The organism is Methanothermus sociabilis (genome assembly GCF_055392295.1).
Genome location: NZ_AP042467.1, coordinates 737,209 through 754,927, shown reverse-complemented (window position 1 = coordinate 754,927; position 17,719 = coordinate 737,209). Strand labels below are relative to the sequence as shown.

General features: G+C 31.7%; 18 protein-coding genes. 8 read left to right on the top strand and 10 right to left on the bottom strand.

Features of this window, described 5'->3' with window-relative positions:
• The first annotated feature begins 77 nt into the window (after positions 1 to 77).
• Genes ACZ5LY_RS04215 through ACZ5LY_RS04190 form a run of 6 tightly spaced genes read left to right on the top strand, consistent with a single transcriptional unit; the run spans position 78 to position 5,542 of the window.
• Entirely contained in the window at positions 78 to 1,646 is a 1,569-nt protein-coding gene (locus ACZ5LY_RS04215; protein WP_013414173.1) for a B12-binding domain-containing radical SAM protein, read from the top strand.
• A gap of 14 nt (positions 1,647 to 1,660) precedes the next feature.
• Positions 1,661 to 2,446 carry a ParA family protein gene (locus ACZ5LY_RS04210; RefSeq protein ID WP_013414172.1) on the top strand — a complete coding sequence of 262 codons (786 nt, stop codon included), beginning with the start codon at positions 1,661 to 1,663 and terminating at the stop codon, positions 2,444 to 2,446.
• Entirely contained in the window at positions 2,433 to 2,717 is a 285-nt protein-coding gene (locus tag ACZ5LY_RS04205; RefSeq protein WP_013414171.1) for a hypothetical protein, read from the top strand. The genes ACZ5LY_RS04210 and ACZ5LY_RS04205 overlap by 14 nt, the downstream gene beginning before the upstream one ends.
• Positions 2,718 to 2,725: 8 nt before the next feature.
• On the top strand, positions 2,726 to 3,664 hold the full coding sequence (locus ACZ5LY_RS04200) for a carbohydrate kinase family protein (RefSeq protein WP_464577010.1): 939 nt from the start codon (positions 2,726 to 2,728) through the stop codon (positions 3,662 to 3,664).
• On the top strand, positions 3,645 to 4,649 hold the full coding sequence (locus tag ACZ5LY_RS04195; protein WP_464577008.1) for a hypothetical protein: 1,005 nt from the start codon (positions 3,645 to 3,647) through the stop codon (positions 4,647 to 4,649). The genes ACZ5LY_RS04200 and ACZ5LY_RS04195 overlap by 20 nt, the downstream gene beginning before the upstream one ends.
• The gene (locus tag ACZ5LY_RS04190) at positions 4,649 to 5,542 is read left to right on the top strand and encodes a formylmethanofuran--tetrahydromethanopterin N-formyltransferase (protein WP_464577006.1); all 894 of its coding nucleotides are present in this window, start codon (positions 4,649 to 4,651) and stop codon (positions 5,540 to 5,542) included. Before ACZ5LY_RS04195 ends, ACZ5LY_RS04190 begins: the two co-directional genes overlap by 1 nt.
• Here ACZ5LY_RS04190 and ACZ5LY_RS04185 read toward each other — a convergent pair whose 3' ends face one another.
• From ACZ5LY_RS04185 to ACZ5LY_RS04155, 7 genes are all read right to left on the bottom strand, one after another.
• Positions 5,543 to 6,769 carry a methanogenesis marker 15 protein gene (locus tag ACZ5LY_RS04185; RefSeq protein WP_013414167.1) on the bottom strand — a complete coding sequence of 409 codons (1,227 nt, stop codon included), beginning with the start codon at positions 6,767 to 6,769 and terminating at the stop codon, positions 5,543 to 5,545.
• On the bottom strand, positions 6,762 to 7,208 hold the full coding sequence (locus ACZ5LY_RS04180) for a methanogenesis marker 5 protein (protein WP_013414166.1): 447 nt from the start codon (positions 7,206 to 7,208) through the stop codon (positions 6,762 to 6,764). Before ACZ5LY_RS04180 ends, ACZ5LY_RS04185 begins: the two co-directional genes overlap by 8 nt.
• Before the next feature lie 11 nt (positions 7,209 to 7,219).
• Positions 7,220 to 7,570: a DUF2111 domain-containing protein gene (locus tag ACZ5LY_RS04175; RefSeq protein WP_013414165.1), complete on the bottom strand. Its 351-nt coding sequence runs from the start codon at positions 7,568 to 7,570 to the stop codon at positions 7,220 to 7,222.
• On the bottom strand, positions 7,567 to 7,992 hold the full coding sequence (locus tag ACZ5LY_RS04170; RefSeq protein WP_464577003.1) for a methanogenesis marker 6 protein: 426 nt from the start codon (positions 7,990 to 7,992) through the stop codon (positions 7,567 to 7,569). Before ACZ5LY_RS04170 ends, ACZ5LY_RS04175 begins: the two co-directional genes overlap by 4 nt.
• Positions 7,973 to 9,505 (bottom strand): methyl-coenzyme M reductase-associated protein Mmp3, encoded by a 1,533-nt coding sequence (gene mmp3, locus ACZ5LY_RS04165; RefSeq protein ID WP_013414163.1) that lies wholly within the window; start codon positions 9,503 to 9,505, stop codon positions 7,973 to 7,975. The genes ACZ5LY_RS04170 and mmp3 overlap by 20 nt, the downstream gene beginning before the upstream one ends.
• 75 nt (positions 9,506 to 9,580) lie before the next feature.
• Positions 9,581 to 10,558: a methanogenesis marker 2 protein gene (locus tag ACZ5LY_RS04160; RefSeq protein WP_013414162.1), complete on the bottom strand. Its 978-nt coding sequence runs from the start codon at positions 10,556 to 10,558 to the stop codon at positions 9,581 to 9,583.
• A 9-nt stretch (positions 10,559 to 10,567) separates the two neighbouring features.
• Positions 10,568 to 11,677, bottom strand: coding sequence for a DUF2117 family protein (locus ACZ5LY_RS04155; protein ID WP_464577001.1), 1,110 nt, complete (start codon positions 11,675 to 11,677; stop codon positions 10,568 to 10,570).
• 138 nt (positions 11,678 to 11,815) lie between these two features.
• Between ACZ5LY_RS04155 and ACZ5LY_RS04150 the strand changes: the two genes are divergently transcribed.
• A complete protein-coding gene (locus ACZ5LY_RS04150) occupies positions 11,816 to 12,358 on the top strand; it encodes a cysteine hydrolase family protein (RefSeq protein ID WP_048060594.1) in 543 nt (180 codons plus the stop codon).
• Between the two features lies 1 nt (position 12,359).
• On the opposite strand, the gene ACZ5LY_RS04145 is transcribed toward ACZ5LY_RS04150, so the two are convergent.
• A complete protein-coding gene (locus tag ACZ5LY_RS04145) occupies positions 12,360 to 12,851 on the bottom strand; it encodes an NOB1 family endonuclease (protein ID WP_464576999.1) in 492 nt (163 codons plus the stop codon).
• A 125-nt stretch (positions 12,852 to 12,976) separates the two neighbouring features.
• On the opposite strand from ACZ5LY_RS04145, the gene ACZ5LY_RS04140 reads away from it, so the two are divergent.
• Positions 12,977 to 14,320 (top strand): MFS transporter, encoded by a 1,344-nt coding sequence (locus ACZ5LY_RS04140; protein WP_464576997.1) that lies wholly within the window; start codon positions 12,977 to 12,979, stop codon positions 14,318 to 14,320.
• Between the two features lie 11 nt (positions 14,321 to 14,331).
• Here the strand turns inward: ACZ5LY_RS04140 and ACZ5LY_RS04135 are convergent, their stop codons facing one another.
• On the bottom strand, positions 14,332 to 15,051 hold the full coding sequence (locus ACZ5LY_RS04135) for a radical SAM protein (RefSeq protein WP_464576995.1): 720 nt from the start codon (positions 15,049 to 15,051) through the stop codon (positions 14,332 to 14,334).
• Between the two features lie 126 nt (positions 15,052 to 15,177).
• A complete protein-coding gene (locus tag ACZ5LY_RS04130) occupies positions 15,178 to 17,421 on the bottom strand; it encodes a pseudomurein-binding repeat-containing protein (protein ID WP_464576993.1) in 2,244 nt (747 codons plus the stop codon).
• Positions 17,422 to 17,719 lie beyond the last annotated feature (298 nt).

Here is a 17,719-nt window from a genome sequence, read left to right as displayed (position 1 = left end):
TTAAGTTTGAAAAATTTTATTTTTTCTTAAAACATAAATTATTGTTGAATTTAATAATGAAAAAGAGGGAATAAATATTGAAAATTGTTTTAACTGCTGACGAAACATTAACATCAACTTATAGAAATTTACCACTTTCGGATTTTCTAGGATGTGTACCTCCACAAAGAATACCTCCAATACTTTATAGAATTATAGATACTCAAGTCCCACATAAAAATGGCAGACTAATTTTTGCACCATATTCTTTACGTAAGGTAGAAGCAGCATTACTTAAAAAGTATAGAAGAGACGAAGTAGCAGTCGTTCATCCTAAATATGTAGAAAAATTTATTGATGAAAATACAAAGATAGTGGCTGTTACAGCTATGGATCCATTGGGTTTAGGACCACTTACAATGATGTTTACTGAGGGTGGAAGATTTCCATCTTATACAAAAATAAAGTTTACATCGCTTGTTGATAGAATAAATAGTTATAGGGAAAGAAAAAATTTAGATTTTAAAATTGTAGTTGGAGGTTCTGGGGCTTGGCAATTAAAAGCCAAAGAATATGAAATGAAAAAATTAAAAATTGATCATTTAATAATTGGTGAAACAGAACATAAAATTGCTGAAATATTTAAAGATATTGAGGTTGAGAAAGCTGATGAGATAATTCTCATTAGGGACCAACCATCTGCAAATGAAATACCAACTATTGTAGGCCCATCATATAAAGGAATGGTAGAAGTTATGAGAGGTTGTGGTCGCGGATGTAAATTTTGTGATCCTAATATTAGGAAAGTAAGATACTATCCAATTAAGAAGATTATTAGAGAGATTAAAGTAAATAAAAGTGCTGGACAAAACAACGCATGGCTCCATAGTGAGGATATATTTAGTTACATGCTAGAAGATAAAAAGGAATATAATCCAAATGAAGAAGCTGTAATCAACTTATTTAAGGAAGTTCTTAAAATTGTAAATTATGCAAATCCTACTCATGCAAATATTGCTAGTGCATTAGCTGCACCTAGAATTATAAAAGAGATAGCAAAATTAAATAATGCTGGCCCAAATAGATGGGTAGGTGTCCAAATAGGATTTGAAACTGCCTCACCATCTTTATTAAAGAAAATTGCAAGTAATAAAGCAAAACCATTCAATGTTGATGAATGGCCACAAGTATTGTTAAATGGTACCTACCTTCTCAATAAATATTTTTGGTTCCCTGCTTATACAAGTATTGTGGGCTTGCCTGGTGCAACAGAGGAGGATGAAATTTATACAGCAAGACTGATAATTACGATGAGAAAGGTATTGAGAGAGAAATTGGGTAAAAAAGCACATTTTGTAGTTGTACCGCTTTCTTTTGTACCAATGGGATATTTAAAAGATAAAGAGTTTTTTAACATCAATGAGGAATTAACAAAGGGAGAGTTATTACATATTTACCATGCCTGGAAACAAATTCTTTGGGAATTTAGACGAGGATTTAAAATGGTAAAAAAAGGTTTGTTAGCTACATTGATTTCTCCTTTGATAAAATTAGGTTTAAGATTTCTTCTGAAGGGAATAGAAAAATGGGCTAACGAAAAAGGAGTAGATGTTAATAAACCATTAGATCCAATAAACATTAAGATTGAAAGAGGCATGATTAATTAATTTGGAGGATCTTAATGGGTGAAATAATATCAATAACAAATCAAAAAGGCGGTTGTGGTAAGACTACAACGGCAGTGAATTTATCGGCTGCACTTGCATCTTTAAACAAGAAAATTCTTGTAATAGATATGGATCCACAAGCAAATGCAACAACAGGTTTTGGAATAAATAAATTTAAGTTAGATAGTAGTGTATATTCAATTATTTGTGGAGAAGCAAAAGCAGAGGAGGTCATTAGGAAAACATCCATTCCTAATCTTTATATTATTCCAAGTAATCTTGACCTCAGTGGGGCAGAGGTAGAACTTATTAGCCAAATAGGATCTCATGCAGTGCTTAAAGAAGCGATAGATCCAATAAAGAATGATTATGATTATATATTTATTGACACGCCCCCATCTTTGGGAATATTGACATTGAATGCATTGGTTGCATGTGATAGTGTTATAATACCAATACAGACAGAATATTATGCATTAGAAGGAATAGCTGATCTATTAAGAACTATTAAGTTAGTTGAGAATCGTTTAAATAGTCCATGCCCAATAAAAGGTATATTATTGACATTATATGATAGAAGAACACGTCTAGCCAGGGAAGTTTATCAAGAAGTTAAAAATTTCTTTTCTTCAAAAGAATATATTTTTAAGACAACAATACCACGAAATATACGTTTAGCAGAAGCTCCAAGTCATGGGATGCCATGCATAATTTATGATAAAGATTGTAATGGTTCTAAAGCATACTTTAAGTTAGCAAAAGAGTTGATTAAATTGGAGGAAGATAATGAAAAGAAATAAAAGCCTTGGAAAGGGCCTTGATGCATTGATAAAAACAGAGGATGAAAGCCTTGGAACAATGTTAAAAGATAAAAAGGTTGAAGAAGTTATAAGAGAAGTTAAAAATAATCCCAGAATAACATTGTGGTCTATGAGGGCAGCTGCAGTTTTAAGATATTTGAAAAAGACAAAACCAGGGTTTAGTATAAGTAAAGAAGCTTCAACTTTGATAGAAAAGGCCATTAAAGATAAATATCCAGATATATGGCGTTTATTTTCAAAACTTGAATAGTTGGGAGCATGAAATATGATGTAGTTGGTTTTGGAGCTCTTAATGTTGATAATATATATTTAGTTGATGAAATAGCTGGAGTTGATGAAGAAACATCCATAAGAAGTCAAAAAAGATATATTGGTGGCTCTGCAGCAAACACTATAATCGGATTGAGTAGGTTAGGTGTTAAATGCGCATACATAGGTAAAATTGCTAAGGATGAAGAAGGTAAATTCATAAAAAATAGATTACTTGATGAGGGCGTTGATACTAGGTGTTTAATAACTTCTTCAGATGGTAGAAGTGGAAAAGTTTTTGTTTTTGTAGATAGAAGTGGAAATAGGGCTATATATGTTGATTCAGGCGTTAATGACACCATTACAATTGATGAAATAGAGAAAATTTGTTTTTCAACTAAAATTTTACATTTGACGTCATTTGTTGGAAAAATTTCATTTAAAACTCAAAAATCAATATTAAATAAAATAGATTCAAGAACAACAGTAAGTTTTGATCCAGGAATGTTATATGTGAGAATGGGTGAAAAGGCATTAAGAGAATTTTTGGAGAAAACAAACATACTATTGATCAATGAGAAAGAAATAAGAATATTGTGTGACGAGGAAGATTATAAAAGAGCAGCTAATTCTCTATTAGATTATGTGGACATAATAGTTGTTAAGAGAGGTAAAAATAGTGTATATTTAAGAACTAAAAATTTAGAGTTATTTGTGCCGACTTTAAAAGTTAAATGTGTAGATACCACAGGCGCTGGCGACGCATTTAATGCAGGATTTTTATATGGTTATTTAAATAATTATAGTTTAAGGAAATCTTGTATGCTTGGTAATTATGTAGCTTCATGTTGTATAAAAAAATTTGGAGCTACAGATGGAATTCCAAGGAATTTAAATGGATTTAAGAAATATGAGGAGCGGGTAAAAAATGAAACTTTTTATAAGTGATTGTGAAGGACCTATAACACTCAATGACAATGCATTTGAATTATCTTCATATTTTATACCAGAGGGGGATAAATTCTTCGAAATAGTAAGTAAATATGACGATATTTTAGCAGAAGAAATTAAAAGACCAGGATACCAAGCTGGAAACACACTCAAATTAATATTGCCTTTTTTAAAGGCATATGGGGCCACTGATGAATCCATGATTAAGTATTCTAAAGATAATATAAATTTGGTACCTAATGCAAAGCATATGTTGAAGTATGTTTCATCCTTAATGAACTCATTTATTGTTAGTACAAGCTATGAACATTATATAAAGGCGCTGTGTGATTTAGTTAACTTTCCTTTTGACAACACTTATAGTACAAAATTACAGTTAGATAAATATAATTTACCTCCTGAAGAAAAAAAGAAAATTATTGAATTTAGAAAAATCATCCTTTCAAACCCTGACATTGAAACACTAGACAAAATATTTTTTGAAGAGATTCCAAAGATGGAGATAGGTAAAATTTTTAACGATGTTGAAATTATAGGTAGTAAAAAAAAGAAAGAAATTACAAAAGAAATTATAAGGAAAAACAATTCAAAAAAGGAGGAAACGCTATATATAGGCGATAGCATAACAGACATTGAAGTTTTTAGGTTTTTAAGAAGTGAAGGATTGGCAATTTCTTTTAATGGCAATGAATTTGCAGTTAAAGAAGCAAATATAGTGGTAATTTCTCCAACAACTGATCCATTAATAGTTTTATCAAAATTACATTCAATGTGTAGCAGAGAAGAAGTTTTTGAATTTGTAAAATATTATTGTAAAGATCCTGAAGATGCTATACAAAAATATTGTCCTGAATTTAAAAATATGCTTAAAACAAAACCAACGATTGTCTTACCTGAGATGGTAGACATTGACAAAATATCTGAAAGAAGTTTAGAGATGAGAAAAAACATTAGAGGAGAGAAAATAGGAGGTCTGGGTTAGTGTATATCAACGATGTTTTTATTGAAGACACTTTTTGTGAGGCTTTTTATGGAGTTTGTGCTAGGGTATTGATTACAGCAGAAGATAAAAATACTTTAAAGAAAGCAGCTTATGATGCAACATCAACGCCTGGAGCTGTAATAGGAAGAATCGAAGGAGGAGTTGAAAAATTTGTAGATAAGTCTGAGACTCCTGATGGAAGACCTGGTGCCATTTTACAATTTTGGTTTGGAAAAAAAGATTTAAAAAAATTTGAAGTAGAGTTATCATATAGGATTAGACAAGATATTTTAGTTAAACCATTCACAACATTATTTAATTTAGAATTAGATGCTGATGGACATATCGACACTATGAAATATGTTGGACATTGTGGAGATGGATATGAATGGGAAGAAGAGTTATATGGAAGAAAAATGATTATTGTACCGATTACAGTGCCTGACTTCAAAATTGAGAGGAAAATTGGTTATCAAAAAGGAATAATGGGTGCAAATTTTTGGTATATGTGTGAAACCAAAGAAGCTGTTTTAGAAGCAGGTGAAAAAATTATAAAGGCTATAAATAAAATAGATTATGTTATTACACCTTTTGATGTATGTTCAGCTGCGTCAAAACCAGAAACAAATTATCCTTGGATAGGACCAACAACAAATCATCCTTATTGTCCATCATTAAAATCTAGACTTGGAAAAGATTCTAAGGTGCCTGAAGGTGTTAAATATATCCCTGAAATTGTTATAAATGGATTGAAAGAAGATAAAATTAAGGAAGCAATGAAAGTTGGCATAGAAGCTGCAACTACTGTTGATGGTGTCTTAAGAATTTCTGCAGGAAATTATGGTGGAAAATTAGGAGAGTATAAATTAAGGTTGTATGATGTTTTGAAATAATTATTTAATAATTCCTGAAACTAACAATGCTGAACCTACAGCCCCTATATATTGTGAATAATTAGGTACTATTACCTCTGCACCACCAAGAATATCACTTACAGCCTCTACTAATCCTTTAATTAAGGATGTACCACCCACCTCTATAATTGGTTCTCTGATATCAACTTCTTGTAATTGTTGTTCATAAACTTGTTCTGCAACTGAATGACATGCTGCTGCAGCAACATCTTCTTTTTTTGCTCCGGCTGCTAAAGAAGTAACTAAATCCTGTATTCCAAACACTATACAGTAACTATCCATAGGAACATTCCGGTAGTTACCTTTAACAGCTAAATCTCCAAGATCTTCAATATCAACTCCCAATCTTCGTGCTGTAATTTCAAGAAATCTTCCTGAAGCTCCTGCACATATTCCTCCCATAGTAAAATTGTCAGGAATTCCATTATTTACAGTTATAACTTTATTATCCATTCCACCAATGTCTATTACTGTAGCTTCACCTCTCTGTCTATCTGCTAAAAACACGGCACCTTTTGAGTTTACACTTAACTCTTCCTGTACTAAGTCAGCATTAAAATGCTTTCCAAGTGTTAACCTTCCATAACCAGTGACTCCGATTCCTTCTATTTTTTTCATTGTATATCCAGCATCTTTTAATGCCATATCTACAGCTTTTTCAGCTGATTCTATAACATCAGTTGTTGGAACCCAACCAGTACCTATGACCTCATTATCTTCCATTACAACAGCTTTAGTTGTTGTTGAACCAGAATCGATGCCTAAAGTGATTCCTTCTTGTTTTTCTCTTGCAAGTAGGCTTTTTCTGGAAACTACTGTTGACAATGCTTCCATTCTTATAAATAGCTCTTCTGCTTTTGTTCTTTCCGTAAATGAATATGTTACAACTGGTAAATTCGTATTTTCTTGTATAAATTTTCTTATTTCATTTCTTACAATAGCCCCTTCTGCACATCTAAAACATGTGGCTATGAATACAGCGTCTGCTTTTGTTTTACCCTCAACAACAGACATTGCTCTAGCTATCATTAATTTTAATGATGAACTGGCACATTTAAATCCAAATCTTTCGTATGCATCATTTATATAGTCTAAATCTGTTTCGGGAATTACTATCTCAGCTCCAAAAGTTTCAGCCGCTCTTTCAATTTCTTTTTGAATACCACTATACTCTGTACCACAAGATATTTGGGCTATTTTAACCATTTTTGGCCTCCAATTTGTCTAAAAATGTATTTATTTTGTTTACTACATCTATTGCTTCTTCTTTAGTTTCAGGATATTTTACTTCCAAGATAGGCACTCCTTTTTTCTTAATGAGGTGAATGCAGAGTTCATTAGTTCTTGCACATCCTACACAACCAAAGGCAAATGGTGCTTCTTCCATAATAATAGCTGCCTCAGCTTTTTCTATCAGTGGTCCTAAAATAGACATTCTACCTCTAACACCTGATGGAACTTCTATAGCTGCATATTTTAAACCTTTCAATGCATCCTCCGGTCTAATATTTAGGGGAGGAGAATCTATTTCTGGATCCGTAACTTTATGTCTTATTTCTTTTTGTAAAATTAATGGTTCATGGCCTTTTCTTTCAACTAGATCTGCCAGTATAAGTGAATTTGGTGGAAAAATTAAAACTTTCATTATTTTTCCTCCTAAAGTTTAGGACGGCGGGATATCTCAACTACGTCACTATAAACGCCCTTAGTTATGTCAACTACTCCAATTGCTGCAATGACTTCTCCGTTTTCTTTTAGAGGAACTACAACGACAGGTATACCTTTATATGGACCCTCATTTGGTGTTTCTTTACATATTTTACCGGTTTTTAGTACTTTTTCCAACACAGGTCCTGTATAGTTGTAATCTATTACCTTTCCATTTTCAATTCGCAGGCCTCTTTTTTCTTTGCTTCTCATTGTTAATGGTAATCTATTTACCAGTTCATGAATTGCTAAAGCTAAATTTTCTAATTCTTCTGCATCAGATGAATTAGTTATTTTCATTTTTCCACCATTTTTTTAACTATATCGCGAAAAACTTCTACTGGCAACTTTTTAGGTTCTTCTAAACTAACTTTGTGCGGGTGTTTCAGAGCTTCACTTACGTATTTTAATGCTCTAAACTCTTTTTCAAGTTGGTGGTAACCTTCTCTAGCTCCTCCTCTGTGAGCTCTGCATCTTCTTGGATCTCCTGGTGGAAATCCTCTTTCTTTAATAAAAATGTTGTATATATCGAATTTCCTGATTTCTTTTTCAGCCTTTTTTATGTATTCTTTTTCTCCATGAATTAAAGCACCATAACAAGTTTCTTTAATTGTAATGGGTAATCCTAACATATGTATCCTACGCACAAGTTCTTGGGGGTTAAATCTAGCATCTGGCCCTAATATTATCATTTTCGTAATTTTATTTTCTTTCTTTGACATATATAATGTCTCCATCTTTAAGTTTTTCTAAATTATTAAATCCTTTAGTTATTTTTCCTACTATATTAGTGCCACTAAAAGGTTCACCTGTGGGTCCAAATTCTTCGTTGTCCTCAAATCTTACACCAATTAAACCTACATGCTTCCTAGACATGTTGGTTATTCCAATTTCTCCTGCCTTAACACAATCTTTTGGAGTATTTTCTGGAACTAGTCCTTTAGATTCTTTAGTATTTCCTTCAAACATTATTAAATTCATGCCAGGAAATGAGAAATGAACTTTTAATTTTCCAATTGGGTTATCAATGAGTCCTGTTATTCTTCTGAAATACCAACTAGATTTCGGTGCCTTGTCATCATATACCTCTAATTCAACAATTTTTTCAGGTTCGACACCAAAAGTCCTAACTTCACCTTTTTTAAGAATTTCCATAGTATATCTTGGTTCTTGCTTTACAATTATTGCATTGTCGTCTTTTACACCATCTCTTACTTGTTTAATTTCATAACCATCTAAGAATTTCTCTGCTTCTTTTTGAGTCATTGAAATTGTTGATATTCTGCCTGGTTTAGACACAACAGTTATATAATCTCCTTTTTTTGCTATGTCTATCAATTCCATTCCTTTATTCACATAACCTACTAAGTTATGAGAAGGCGTTGATACTCTATCCTCTCTGTAAATATATATACGTCCAATTCCTTTACCTCTATTCCTAAGTGTTACAGATCCTCTTTTCCTTTCCTTAATTAATTCAACACCTCTACCTATACCTTCAAAGGCATAAAAACCTACAAATGAATTTGATTCATAATCAACTTTCATCTTATTGTTTTCAGTCATTATTAAAAAATGTTCTACAGATTTTGGTGATTCTGGAACTGGATGAACTTCAACATAAGTAAAAACTCTATTTCCTTCTTCTAATTTTGTGTTAACGTCTGTTGTGGTTGCACTTTTCACAATACTTTCACGCTCAATAATAGGTTCAATTGATATTATTTTATCTTCATTTTCCAACAAGTGCAAGGTTCTTCTTCCGCCTATAACTCTAGCAAACACACCTCTATTATATGGTGGTACAGCATATACAGAAGAATGATCTTCTCTACAAAATATCACATGTGTTGTTTCAGGACTAAACCCTGATAGACTTAAAATTACTTCTCCTTCCTTATATTCAAATTCTTCTTTTGTAGGTTTTAACTCAGTTTTAATAGGTCCAATTGCTACTTCTTCTGAGGATGTCCATCTAATTTTCTGCCCAATAAAATTTTTATATTTTTCTTTCCAAACTCTTGTTAATTCAGGCACATTCTCTAATTCCACAATGATACTACCTTTATTTGTTTTTATTCTATATCTGTCTACATGTTTTTCAATTTCTTTGGCAGCCTTTACTATCCCTATGATACATCCTTTTTTATAAGGAGCATTTGTTTTCTCTATAGCATCTTTCACTGTAGCTCCTGGCGGTAAATCCACTTTTTTCCCATTAACTTCAACTAGCAAATTATATCCCTCTGCTCACAAATTTTGAGAAATAGATATTAACATTATCCCTAATTAACTCTTTCATAATATATTTTAAGATCTAAGACCTACTATATATTCTTTCCTAAAATCAAAAACGATTTTTTTGGTATTTTTGTATTTAAGATACAGTTTTCTGTCAGGGATTATTTCGCCAACAACATTAGCTGTTAAATTTACTTTACTTAAGATTTCTATGCATTCTTCAACACATTCTTCTGGACAACTAAATACAAATCCAGAACCAGGATAAAGTTTTAACCATCTTTCCCATTCAACAGATTCATTTCTAGGTATTTTATCTAATTCAACAATTGCCCCTGTATTGGATGCTTCTAGCATCATTCCCAATGTTCCAATTGTTCCAGGATTGCTAATGTCTTTCCCAGCATTTACAAGCTTTTTAGAGGCTATTTTTTTCATTGCTTTTATTTGAGCTCTCACTAATTTTGAATTCTTATGTGTTGTAGTGTCCCATGCTAATGGAAAGTTTGGATGGATGTTTCCATCAAGATCTATAGCAATGATTATTTTATCTCCAATTTTTGCATTATGACTTGTAATTACAGAATCTTCGGATACTATACCAACTATTGAAACATCTAATACATTGTATGGTGTTGCAGGATGTAAATGACCACCAACCATTGGGACTCCAAATTTTTTTGCTCCTTCTCTTACACCTTCCATTACTTTAAAACAAGTGTTTTCGTCTTTAATAGACAGAACATTTACCATTGCTAGTGGTTCTCCACCCATAGCAGCAATGTCATTGACATTGACTAACACTGAACAATATCCTGCCCAATAAGGATCTGCTTTCATAAGTTTGTCCCATATTCCATCTGCAGCTAACAATAATAGCTTTCCATTTCCAAGTTTTATTGCTGCTGCATCGTCTCCATAACTTAAGTAAGTATGGCCTGAGATCTTATCAGAGTTTCCTAATATTGAAAGTAACTTGCTTATTGATTTTTTTCGTGTTACTCCTTCAAAATTTTTGATAGATTTTACAAGGTTATTTAGGTCCAATTCTACACCTCAAAATTCTTTTATATTATATTTTATGTTCATCTTGTTGATAATTTCTTGAATTTTTCTTTTTAACTTATTAATATTTTTAATTTTAATGTATTTTTTGTTTTTAAATATTTTTGACAAGATTATCTTACCTATCTTGTCATCCCATCCTTTTTCAACTTCTATAATCATGGATCCTGGATTTTTAAAACCTTTTTTAACAACTTTATCAACATCTCCATCAGTTATTCCAATAACAGGGACATCAAACCTATATAAAATATCAGATGCTACTAATGTAGTATCATCTCCAATTGTTACAACAACATCACAATTTTTTAATTGGTATACATCTTCAGCAGCGTGATCTAAAAATCCTACATTAAATTCTTTTTTAGATTTTCGTTTTATAACTTTTCGTGCTTTTACTTCTGATCTTCTTAAAAGACCTGTTTTTATTATTGCTTTTTCTAAATCTACTTTCCCTAATTTTTCTACTCCATGTTTTTTCAATTTCCCACCTATTATATCGATGATGATGCCATTTTTAGCAACTAAAGTCACTTCATTAGATTTTGCTTTTCCAACGACGATCCCATTAACAAATATGTTCTCTCCTTTTGAAACCCCCAATACTCTCCTATATTTTTTTCCATTTTTTTCATAGATTATTTTACCTTTTATCTCCTTTTCAACGTCTTCTTTTTTAACTAACTTTAATTTTAATTTTTTAGCAATTTTTTTTGCAAAATTTTCAGCTTTTTTGTTCCATACGATGATGGTGCCATCCTTTTCTCCAGGTCTTTCAATTTGTATTAATTTAGGATTTGTTTTTAATTTTTTAAAAACCTTATATCCAAATGCATGACCAGTAATTTTTGACTTTCCATAATCTAATAGGAATACAAAGTCACATTCTTTTGCTAACATATCTATAGATTCACTTGGCAACCTTTTTTTTGATATATCTATAATATTCTCAAGATGTGCATCATACACTGCCGTTCTACCCATTGTTCCACCAAGTACGGCCTTTACTTTCCCATACCTCTCTAGAAGTTTGATTATTTTTAATGCATATCCTGTATCTATGATGTGTGGGCCATGGACAACTACGCCTATCTTTAACATTCTATCCCGCAATGATAATATTTTATTTATAGTTAGTAATATTTTTTTATTTTACATTTATAAGTTTGAAAAGTTGAAATAAAATTATTATTAAAATTTGTTTAAAAGTTGTTGCTTGAATATTTTTAGGTGATTATTGTGAAAATAGCACTTCTGATAATTGACATGTTGGAAGAATTTGTACATGGGAAACTTAGTAGTCCAGAATCAAGAAAAATAATACCAGTTATAAAAGAATTAATCAAAGTTGCAAGAGAAAATAAAATACCAATTATATACCTTGCTGACAAGCATTTCCATTTTGATCATGAACTAAAGATATGGGGTCCCCATGCAATGGCAGAAAGTCCGGAAAGTGAAATAATTGATGAATTAAAACCTGAAGATAAGGATATAGTTTTGTATAAGAGGTCATACAGCGGTTTTAGAGAAACAGGTCTAGATTATATTTTAAGAGATTTAAATATTGATACTTTGGTGTTAACAGGAATACATACACATATATGTGTATTTCATACAGCGATAGATGCGTATTATGCTAGGTATGACGTGATAATTGTTGAAGATGGAGTAAGTGCATTAAGTAATGAAGATCATGAATGGGCATTAAAATATATGAAAGAAATACTTGGTTGTAAAGTGATGAAGGCAAATGAAGTGCAAAAATTACTAGAGAAATAAATTAATTTTTGCTAATTCTTTTCTTTACAATTGGTGACCCACATATCTCACAATCTTTACCCTTATATTCTTCAGGATATATTTTTTTACAAGCAGTACATATTTTCACCCATCTGTACACCTGTTTAATACCTTGGCTTAATAAACTAATAAAAGGAATTTTAAGTATCTTTAAAGCATTTTGCACCATATAATCATCTGTAACAACCACAACATTTTCACCTTTTTTATGAAGGGAGATTGCCAGGGAAATAAGTTTTATGTCAGTGAATGATAATTTTGAGATATCAGCTATCTTTCTTAAAATTTTCTTTGTATCTTTAATGGTTTTTTCATCTACGTCTTTTATTTCCAGAATTCTTTTCTTTAATAAAGAATTTAAAAATTGTTTTGATCTTATATCTTTAATTTCCGATGTTACTTCAGGAATTGTAAATGCTTTTTTCTTTGGTTTATAACCGCAGATGATTGCAGATGCATCTAATATTTCCATTAATAAATTGTTACATTCCCTGAAGATTATAATTTTTTATTAATTTTTTGTTTGATTATCATAAAACGAAACATTTATATAATGGTTAGATAAGTTATTGTTCCTACAGGAGGAACAAACACCATATGTCTAGATCCATATATGCAATAATAATAGCATTGGTAGGGCCTTTTTTAACGCCATTTGTAACCTCTTCTATAAATATAGCCCTACCTGAAATAGGTCGTGAATTAGGAGTTTCAGCATCAATACTCAGTTGGATACCTACATCCTACCTAATGACTCTTGCAGCTTTGTTAATACCTATGGGTAGACTTGGAGACATATATGGTAGAAAAAGAATATTTCAGCTAGGTATAACTATATTTACAATTTCTTCTGCTTTAGCTGGAATTTCAGCTACAGGAGAAACCATAATATTTTTCAGGATTTTACAAGGTATTGGCAGTGCAATGATTTTTGGCAATGTGAATGCTATTTTGGCATCTATATTTCCTAAACACAAAAGAGGACGAGCATTTGGATTATCTTCTACTGGAAGTTATTTGGGATTATTTTCAGGTGTTACTATTGGTGGATTTTTAACCCAATATTTTGGATGGAGAGGAGTTTTTTATTTCAATGTTCCTCTTGCAATTCTTTGTGGCTATGCAACTTTAATGATAAAAGGTGACTGGAGAGAAGCAAAAGGAGAAGATTTCGATGTTAAAGGTTCTAATTTTTTAGCATTTTCATTTATATTTTTATTATTAGGAGTATCTTCATTATATGAAACCCAGGGATTATTATTTGTTTCTCTAGGCAGTGTCTTAAGTTTCTTACTTTACAACTATGAAAATAGAGTAGATGACCCAGTTTTTAATCCTAAAATATTGAAAAAACGTGAATTTAGCTGGAATGGACTTGCAATGTTAGTCACTTACACTGCTGCTTATCCTATTACATTTCTTTTAAGTTATTATTTACAATCATTTCAGGGATTTAGTCCACAAAAAACAGGTCTAGTTCTATCACTTCAACCAGTTACTATTGCTACACTGGCACCTCTTGGAGGAAGACTTTCAGATAAGTTGAACCCTAGATATGTAGCAGCTGGAGGAATGCTATCTATAGCAACTGCTATAACTACTTTCATATTATTCTCTATGCAAAAGAATGAAATGTTATTATATTTAGGCTTATTTTTAATGGGATCTGGATTTGCACTATTTTCACCATCAAATACAAACATGGTCATGAGTTCTGTTAAAAAAAGATTTTTCGGTGTTGCATCAGCAACATTAAGTACCTTTAGAGTTGTTGGACAATGTACTGGTATGGGTGTAATTATCTCTATATTACATTTCTATTCAAAAACAGGGGCTAAAGTGAATGGTCCAGTCTTTACAACAGTTATGGAATTATCAATGCTAGTTTTCTTATTCCTATCAATAATTGGCATACTGTTAATTTCATTTTCAAAAAAATGAATCAAGATGATTTATGCTAATATCTCAACACTTTGATATTGGGGATTTTCTCTTATCATTTTACTGTATTCTTCAACATTTTTATAAAGAGAATAAGTAACATTTTTAAGGTATTTTTTGGTTATCTTTACAATATTTTCCATTTCTTTTTGGGTTGGAGCTCTCCAAGGAGTACCTGGCATAGGAATGTAGCCAGTTATATGGAGAGGTATTGAAGAATCAATTTTGCTTATAAATTTTGCAATTTTTTTAATTTCTTCTTCATCTATAAATGATGGTATAAAAACCGTACTTGCTTTAATCTTTAAGCCAAGTTCATAACATTTTTTGAAATTTCTCAAAATTCTTTTATTAGAGTAGCCAGTATACTCCTTATGAATTTCACTACTGTAGGACTTTATTGTTATGTTTATTTTATCAAAATCATTTGATGGGAGATACCATCCTGTTGAATGTCCTATAACATTTTTAATTCCTAATCTCCTAGAAAAATTAGCTATATCATATACCTCCGGTGTATGAAGAGGTTCACCTCCAACAAAATGTAGGTACTTAGGATCAAAAATTTTCAAAATTTTTTTAATTTTGTCAATTGTGATATTTCTTTTCTTAATTCTATTCCTGTTTATCTTTGCCTTATAAGAACATCCCTTACAATTGAAAACACATCCTTCTGTATATATAACGACTCTTGAATATTTCTTAGAATATCTTACAGATCTTAAAGACATCTTAATCACAAAAACTTGTAGTGCAAAAGAAGTATATATAATTTATTATGATTAATCATTATAAATATATTTATGAAGAATTAAATTTATTTTTGTAAAAAATAAAAAAATAAATTAAAAAAGAATTTAGAAAGGTAGGCTTGCGTATCTTCCATATATTGTAGCTGTAGTTGGGTTCCAGTTTTTCACAACGCCTAAACTATTACAAAATGCTGTTGCATCTGCCGCATACCATACTCCATTAATTAATACTTCAGCCCAGACATGTCCATACCAGTTTCCTGACACAAATTGGCAATATCCATGTACATATCTTGCTGGGAGTCCTGCTGCCCTGAATAATGCTACACAGAGATGTGCATGGTCACAACAGTTTGCTTTCCTTGTTAATAAAGTTCCTACTGCGCCTTTCATTGTGTTGTAGTAGAAACTGTAATCTATGTTATCTCTTACCCAATTGAATATATTTGATGCTTTTTCCCAGTCATTTGCAGCATTTGCTGTTAATTCTTTAGCTAGACTTTGTATTCTTGGGTCATTGACTTGACAATTTGCTGTTGCTCTAAGGTATTGTGATATATCTTCACCCCTGTATGGTGTATTTTCAGGTCTTGATGTAATGTCTGGATCTATTGTTACATAATTTGGTAGTCTGTTTTTATCTTTGTAAAAGTTTAGTATCTTTGCTGCCATGTAAACTAAGTCTTTGTAATATATTTTTGTTCCATCTACTGTTGCAAAATTGGGAGCTTTTCCGTTTGTATCCATGAATTTAATGACCTTACTTGCTACATCAACATACTTGTCTTTTGGCAATGTTATTGTTGTTAATGAGTCTCCATTTATGGCTTCAGCCATGTTTGGTATAGACAATGCTGATGTGTCGCCAGTAATAACTTTGCATGCTAAATATAAGAACTGTGCAGGTTTTATTTGTTGGTTGGCCAATTTTATTGTTTTTGGTAATCTTTGGTTTGTATCTATGAATTTTTTAACTCTAGCTGCTGCATCAAGTATGTCTGAGACTGTGATTATTGGATTGTTAATGGTGGTGTCTATACGGGTGTAGTTTAATGGATTGCCAGCGCTAAATGCTGAATATCCTGACTTTATGCCATTTAATTTCTCTAGACTTATATAACTAGGTAAGTTGTTAGCTATGGCTTTAGAGAATAAGGCGACTAATTGTTCAAACGAAATTTTTTGGTTTTTAAATGTAGCAAAATTAGGTGCTTTTTCATATGACTCTATAAAGTCTGAAACTCTTTTTGCTAAGGATAGGTACTCGTTCTTTTTGATATTACCTTTTAAAGCCATTACTGTTGAATTATCAGGATTGTCAACGTTAATCACTGTTACAGTTCCTTTAAGTCCTTGTTTAAGTGCAGTAGCTACAAGATATAGGTACTGTGCAATGGATATTTCCTGGTTACCAATTTTTACATATCTAGGTAGTCTGTTGTTTACATCAATAAATTTGGTTACTCTAGCTGCAGCATCCTTTATTTGATTTATACTGACATCAATTGGATTATCCATGAAAAATTTCTTATCTATTATTCCATAGTGGAATATAGCAAATCCACTGGCACCATTCTCCAATGCAGCCCTGATATCTTGGACTAGTTCACTTGCTGGCAACTTAACAGGATTTTTATCTGATCTATATGCAAGTATTCCTGTGACAACTGGCTTTAATGAATGCTCAACAACATATCTAGTTACTTTCCCTATCCACTCAGTTGTTTCATTGTAGTTACCTTTGTAAGCCATTGGAACAATGAAGTCTAGATATCTTGACATCTTTGTGTAATCTTGGCCATATATATAGTTAGCCCACATTTCTGGCATAACTGCTGCTGAAACTAATGCATTTGGCTTTATCTTCTTCACTGATTCATATACATACTTAACTATATCTGCTATTATATCTGTACCATTCTTTGGTGCATTTCCTGGATATCTTATGTAATCTAGGTGTATTCCATCAACGTTGTATTCCTTTATATACTTAGTTGCCTTCTGAACCAGCACATCTTTGATTTCAGGGTGCTTAACTGGGTCTATCCATGTATTGTTTTGCCTTAAGCACATTATCCATGCATGGACTCTTATATTTTCATTCTTGGCCTTGTTTATGAATTCTTTTGTGGAGTTTTGGAATTTTGGTTTTTCAAATGCCTGCTGCTCAAGGAAAACATCTGTTATGTTTTTATGTTTCACCGATGTGAAATTCATTTTTTCCATGTCCCATGCTTTTACCCACACTGCATTTACACTGATAGAGGAGTTGTATGATGTTGTTGTGTTTTGTAAGGTTGTATTTGCCTGGGCGTTCACTCCATTGAGACTTAGTATGACTAAGCTCACTAGAATTAATCCCACTAACTTCAATTTACACGGCGGAATATTATCTCCCTCCTACTTGTGGGGCACCCTTTGGATGCCCCACCACAATAAGGCATACACATTAAACCAATATATAAATTTTTCGAAAGAAAACGTGGATAAGAAGCAAGGAGAAATTGTTTTAGATAAAATAAAAAGAGATTAAAATCTTTTAATATATCTAATTAATAATCTCTAATCTTTGAGGGCGTCATCGTAAATAAAGATAAAATGTTAAGTATAATAGGAAAATATTAGATATCTAAAAATATTTTTATAG

Bases quoted from the DNA above. Each gene is read 5' to 3' on its own strand.
- ACZ5LY_RS04210 (WP_013414172.1), top strand. From the start codon at position 1,661: ATGGGTGAAATAATATCAATAACAAATCAAAAAGGCGGTTGTGGTAAG.
- ACZ5LY_RS04205 (WP_013414171.1), top strand. From the start codon at position 2,433: ATGAAAAGAAATAAAAGCCTTGGAAAGGGCCTTGATGCATTGATAAAA.
- ACZ5LY_RS04200 (WP_464577010.1), top strand. From the start codon at position 2,726: ATGAAATATGATGTAGTTGGTTTTGGAGCTCTTAATGTTGATAATATA.
- ACZ5LY_RS04195 (WP_464577008.1), top strand. From the start codon at position 3,645: ATGAAACTTTTTATAAGTGATTGTGAAGGACCTATAACACTCAATGAC.
- ACZ5LY_RS04185 (WP_013414167.1), bottom strand. From the start codon at position 6,769: ATGGTTAAAATAGCCCAAATATCTTGTGGTACAGAGTATAGTGGTATT.
- ACZ5LY_RS04180 (WP_013414166.1), bottom strand. From the start codon at position 7,208: ATGAAAGTTTTAATTTTTCCACCAAATTCACTTATACTGGCAGATCTA.
- ACZ5LY_RS04175 (WP_013414165.1), bottom strand. From the start codon at position 7,570: ATGAAAATAACTAATTCATCTGATGCAGAAGAATTAGAAAATTTAGCT.
- ACZ5LY_RS04170 (WP_464577003.1), bottom strand. From the start codon at position 7,992: ATGTCAAAGAAAGAAAATAAAATTACGAAAATGATAATATTAGGGCCA.
- ACZ5LY_RS04155 (WP_464577001.1), bottom strand. From the start codon at position 11,677: ATGTTAAAGATAGGCGTAGTTGTCCATGGCCCACACATCATAGATACA.
- ACZ5LY_RS04145 (WP_464576999.1), bottom strand. From the start codon at position 12,851: ATGGAAATATTAGATGCATCTGCAATCATCTGCGGTTATAAACCAAAG.
- ACZ5LY_RS04140 (WP_464576997.1), top strand. From the start codon at position 12,977: ATGTCTAGATCCATATATGCAATAATAATAGCATTGGTAGGGCCTTTT.
- ACZ5LY_RS04135 (WP_464576995.1), bottom strand. From the start codon at position 15,051: ATGTCTTTAAGATCTGTAAGATATTCTAAGAAATATTCAAGAGTCGTT.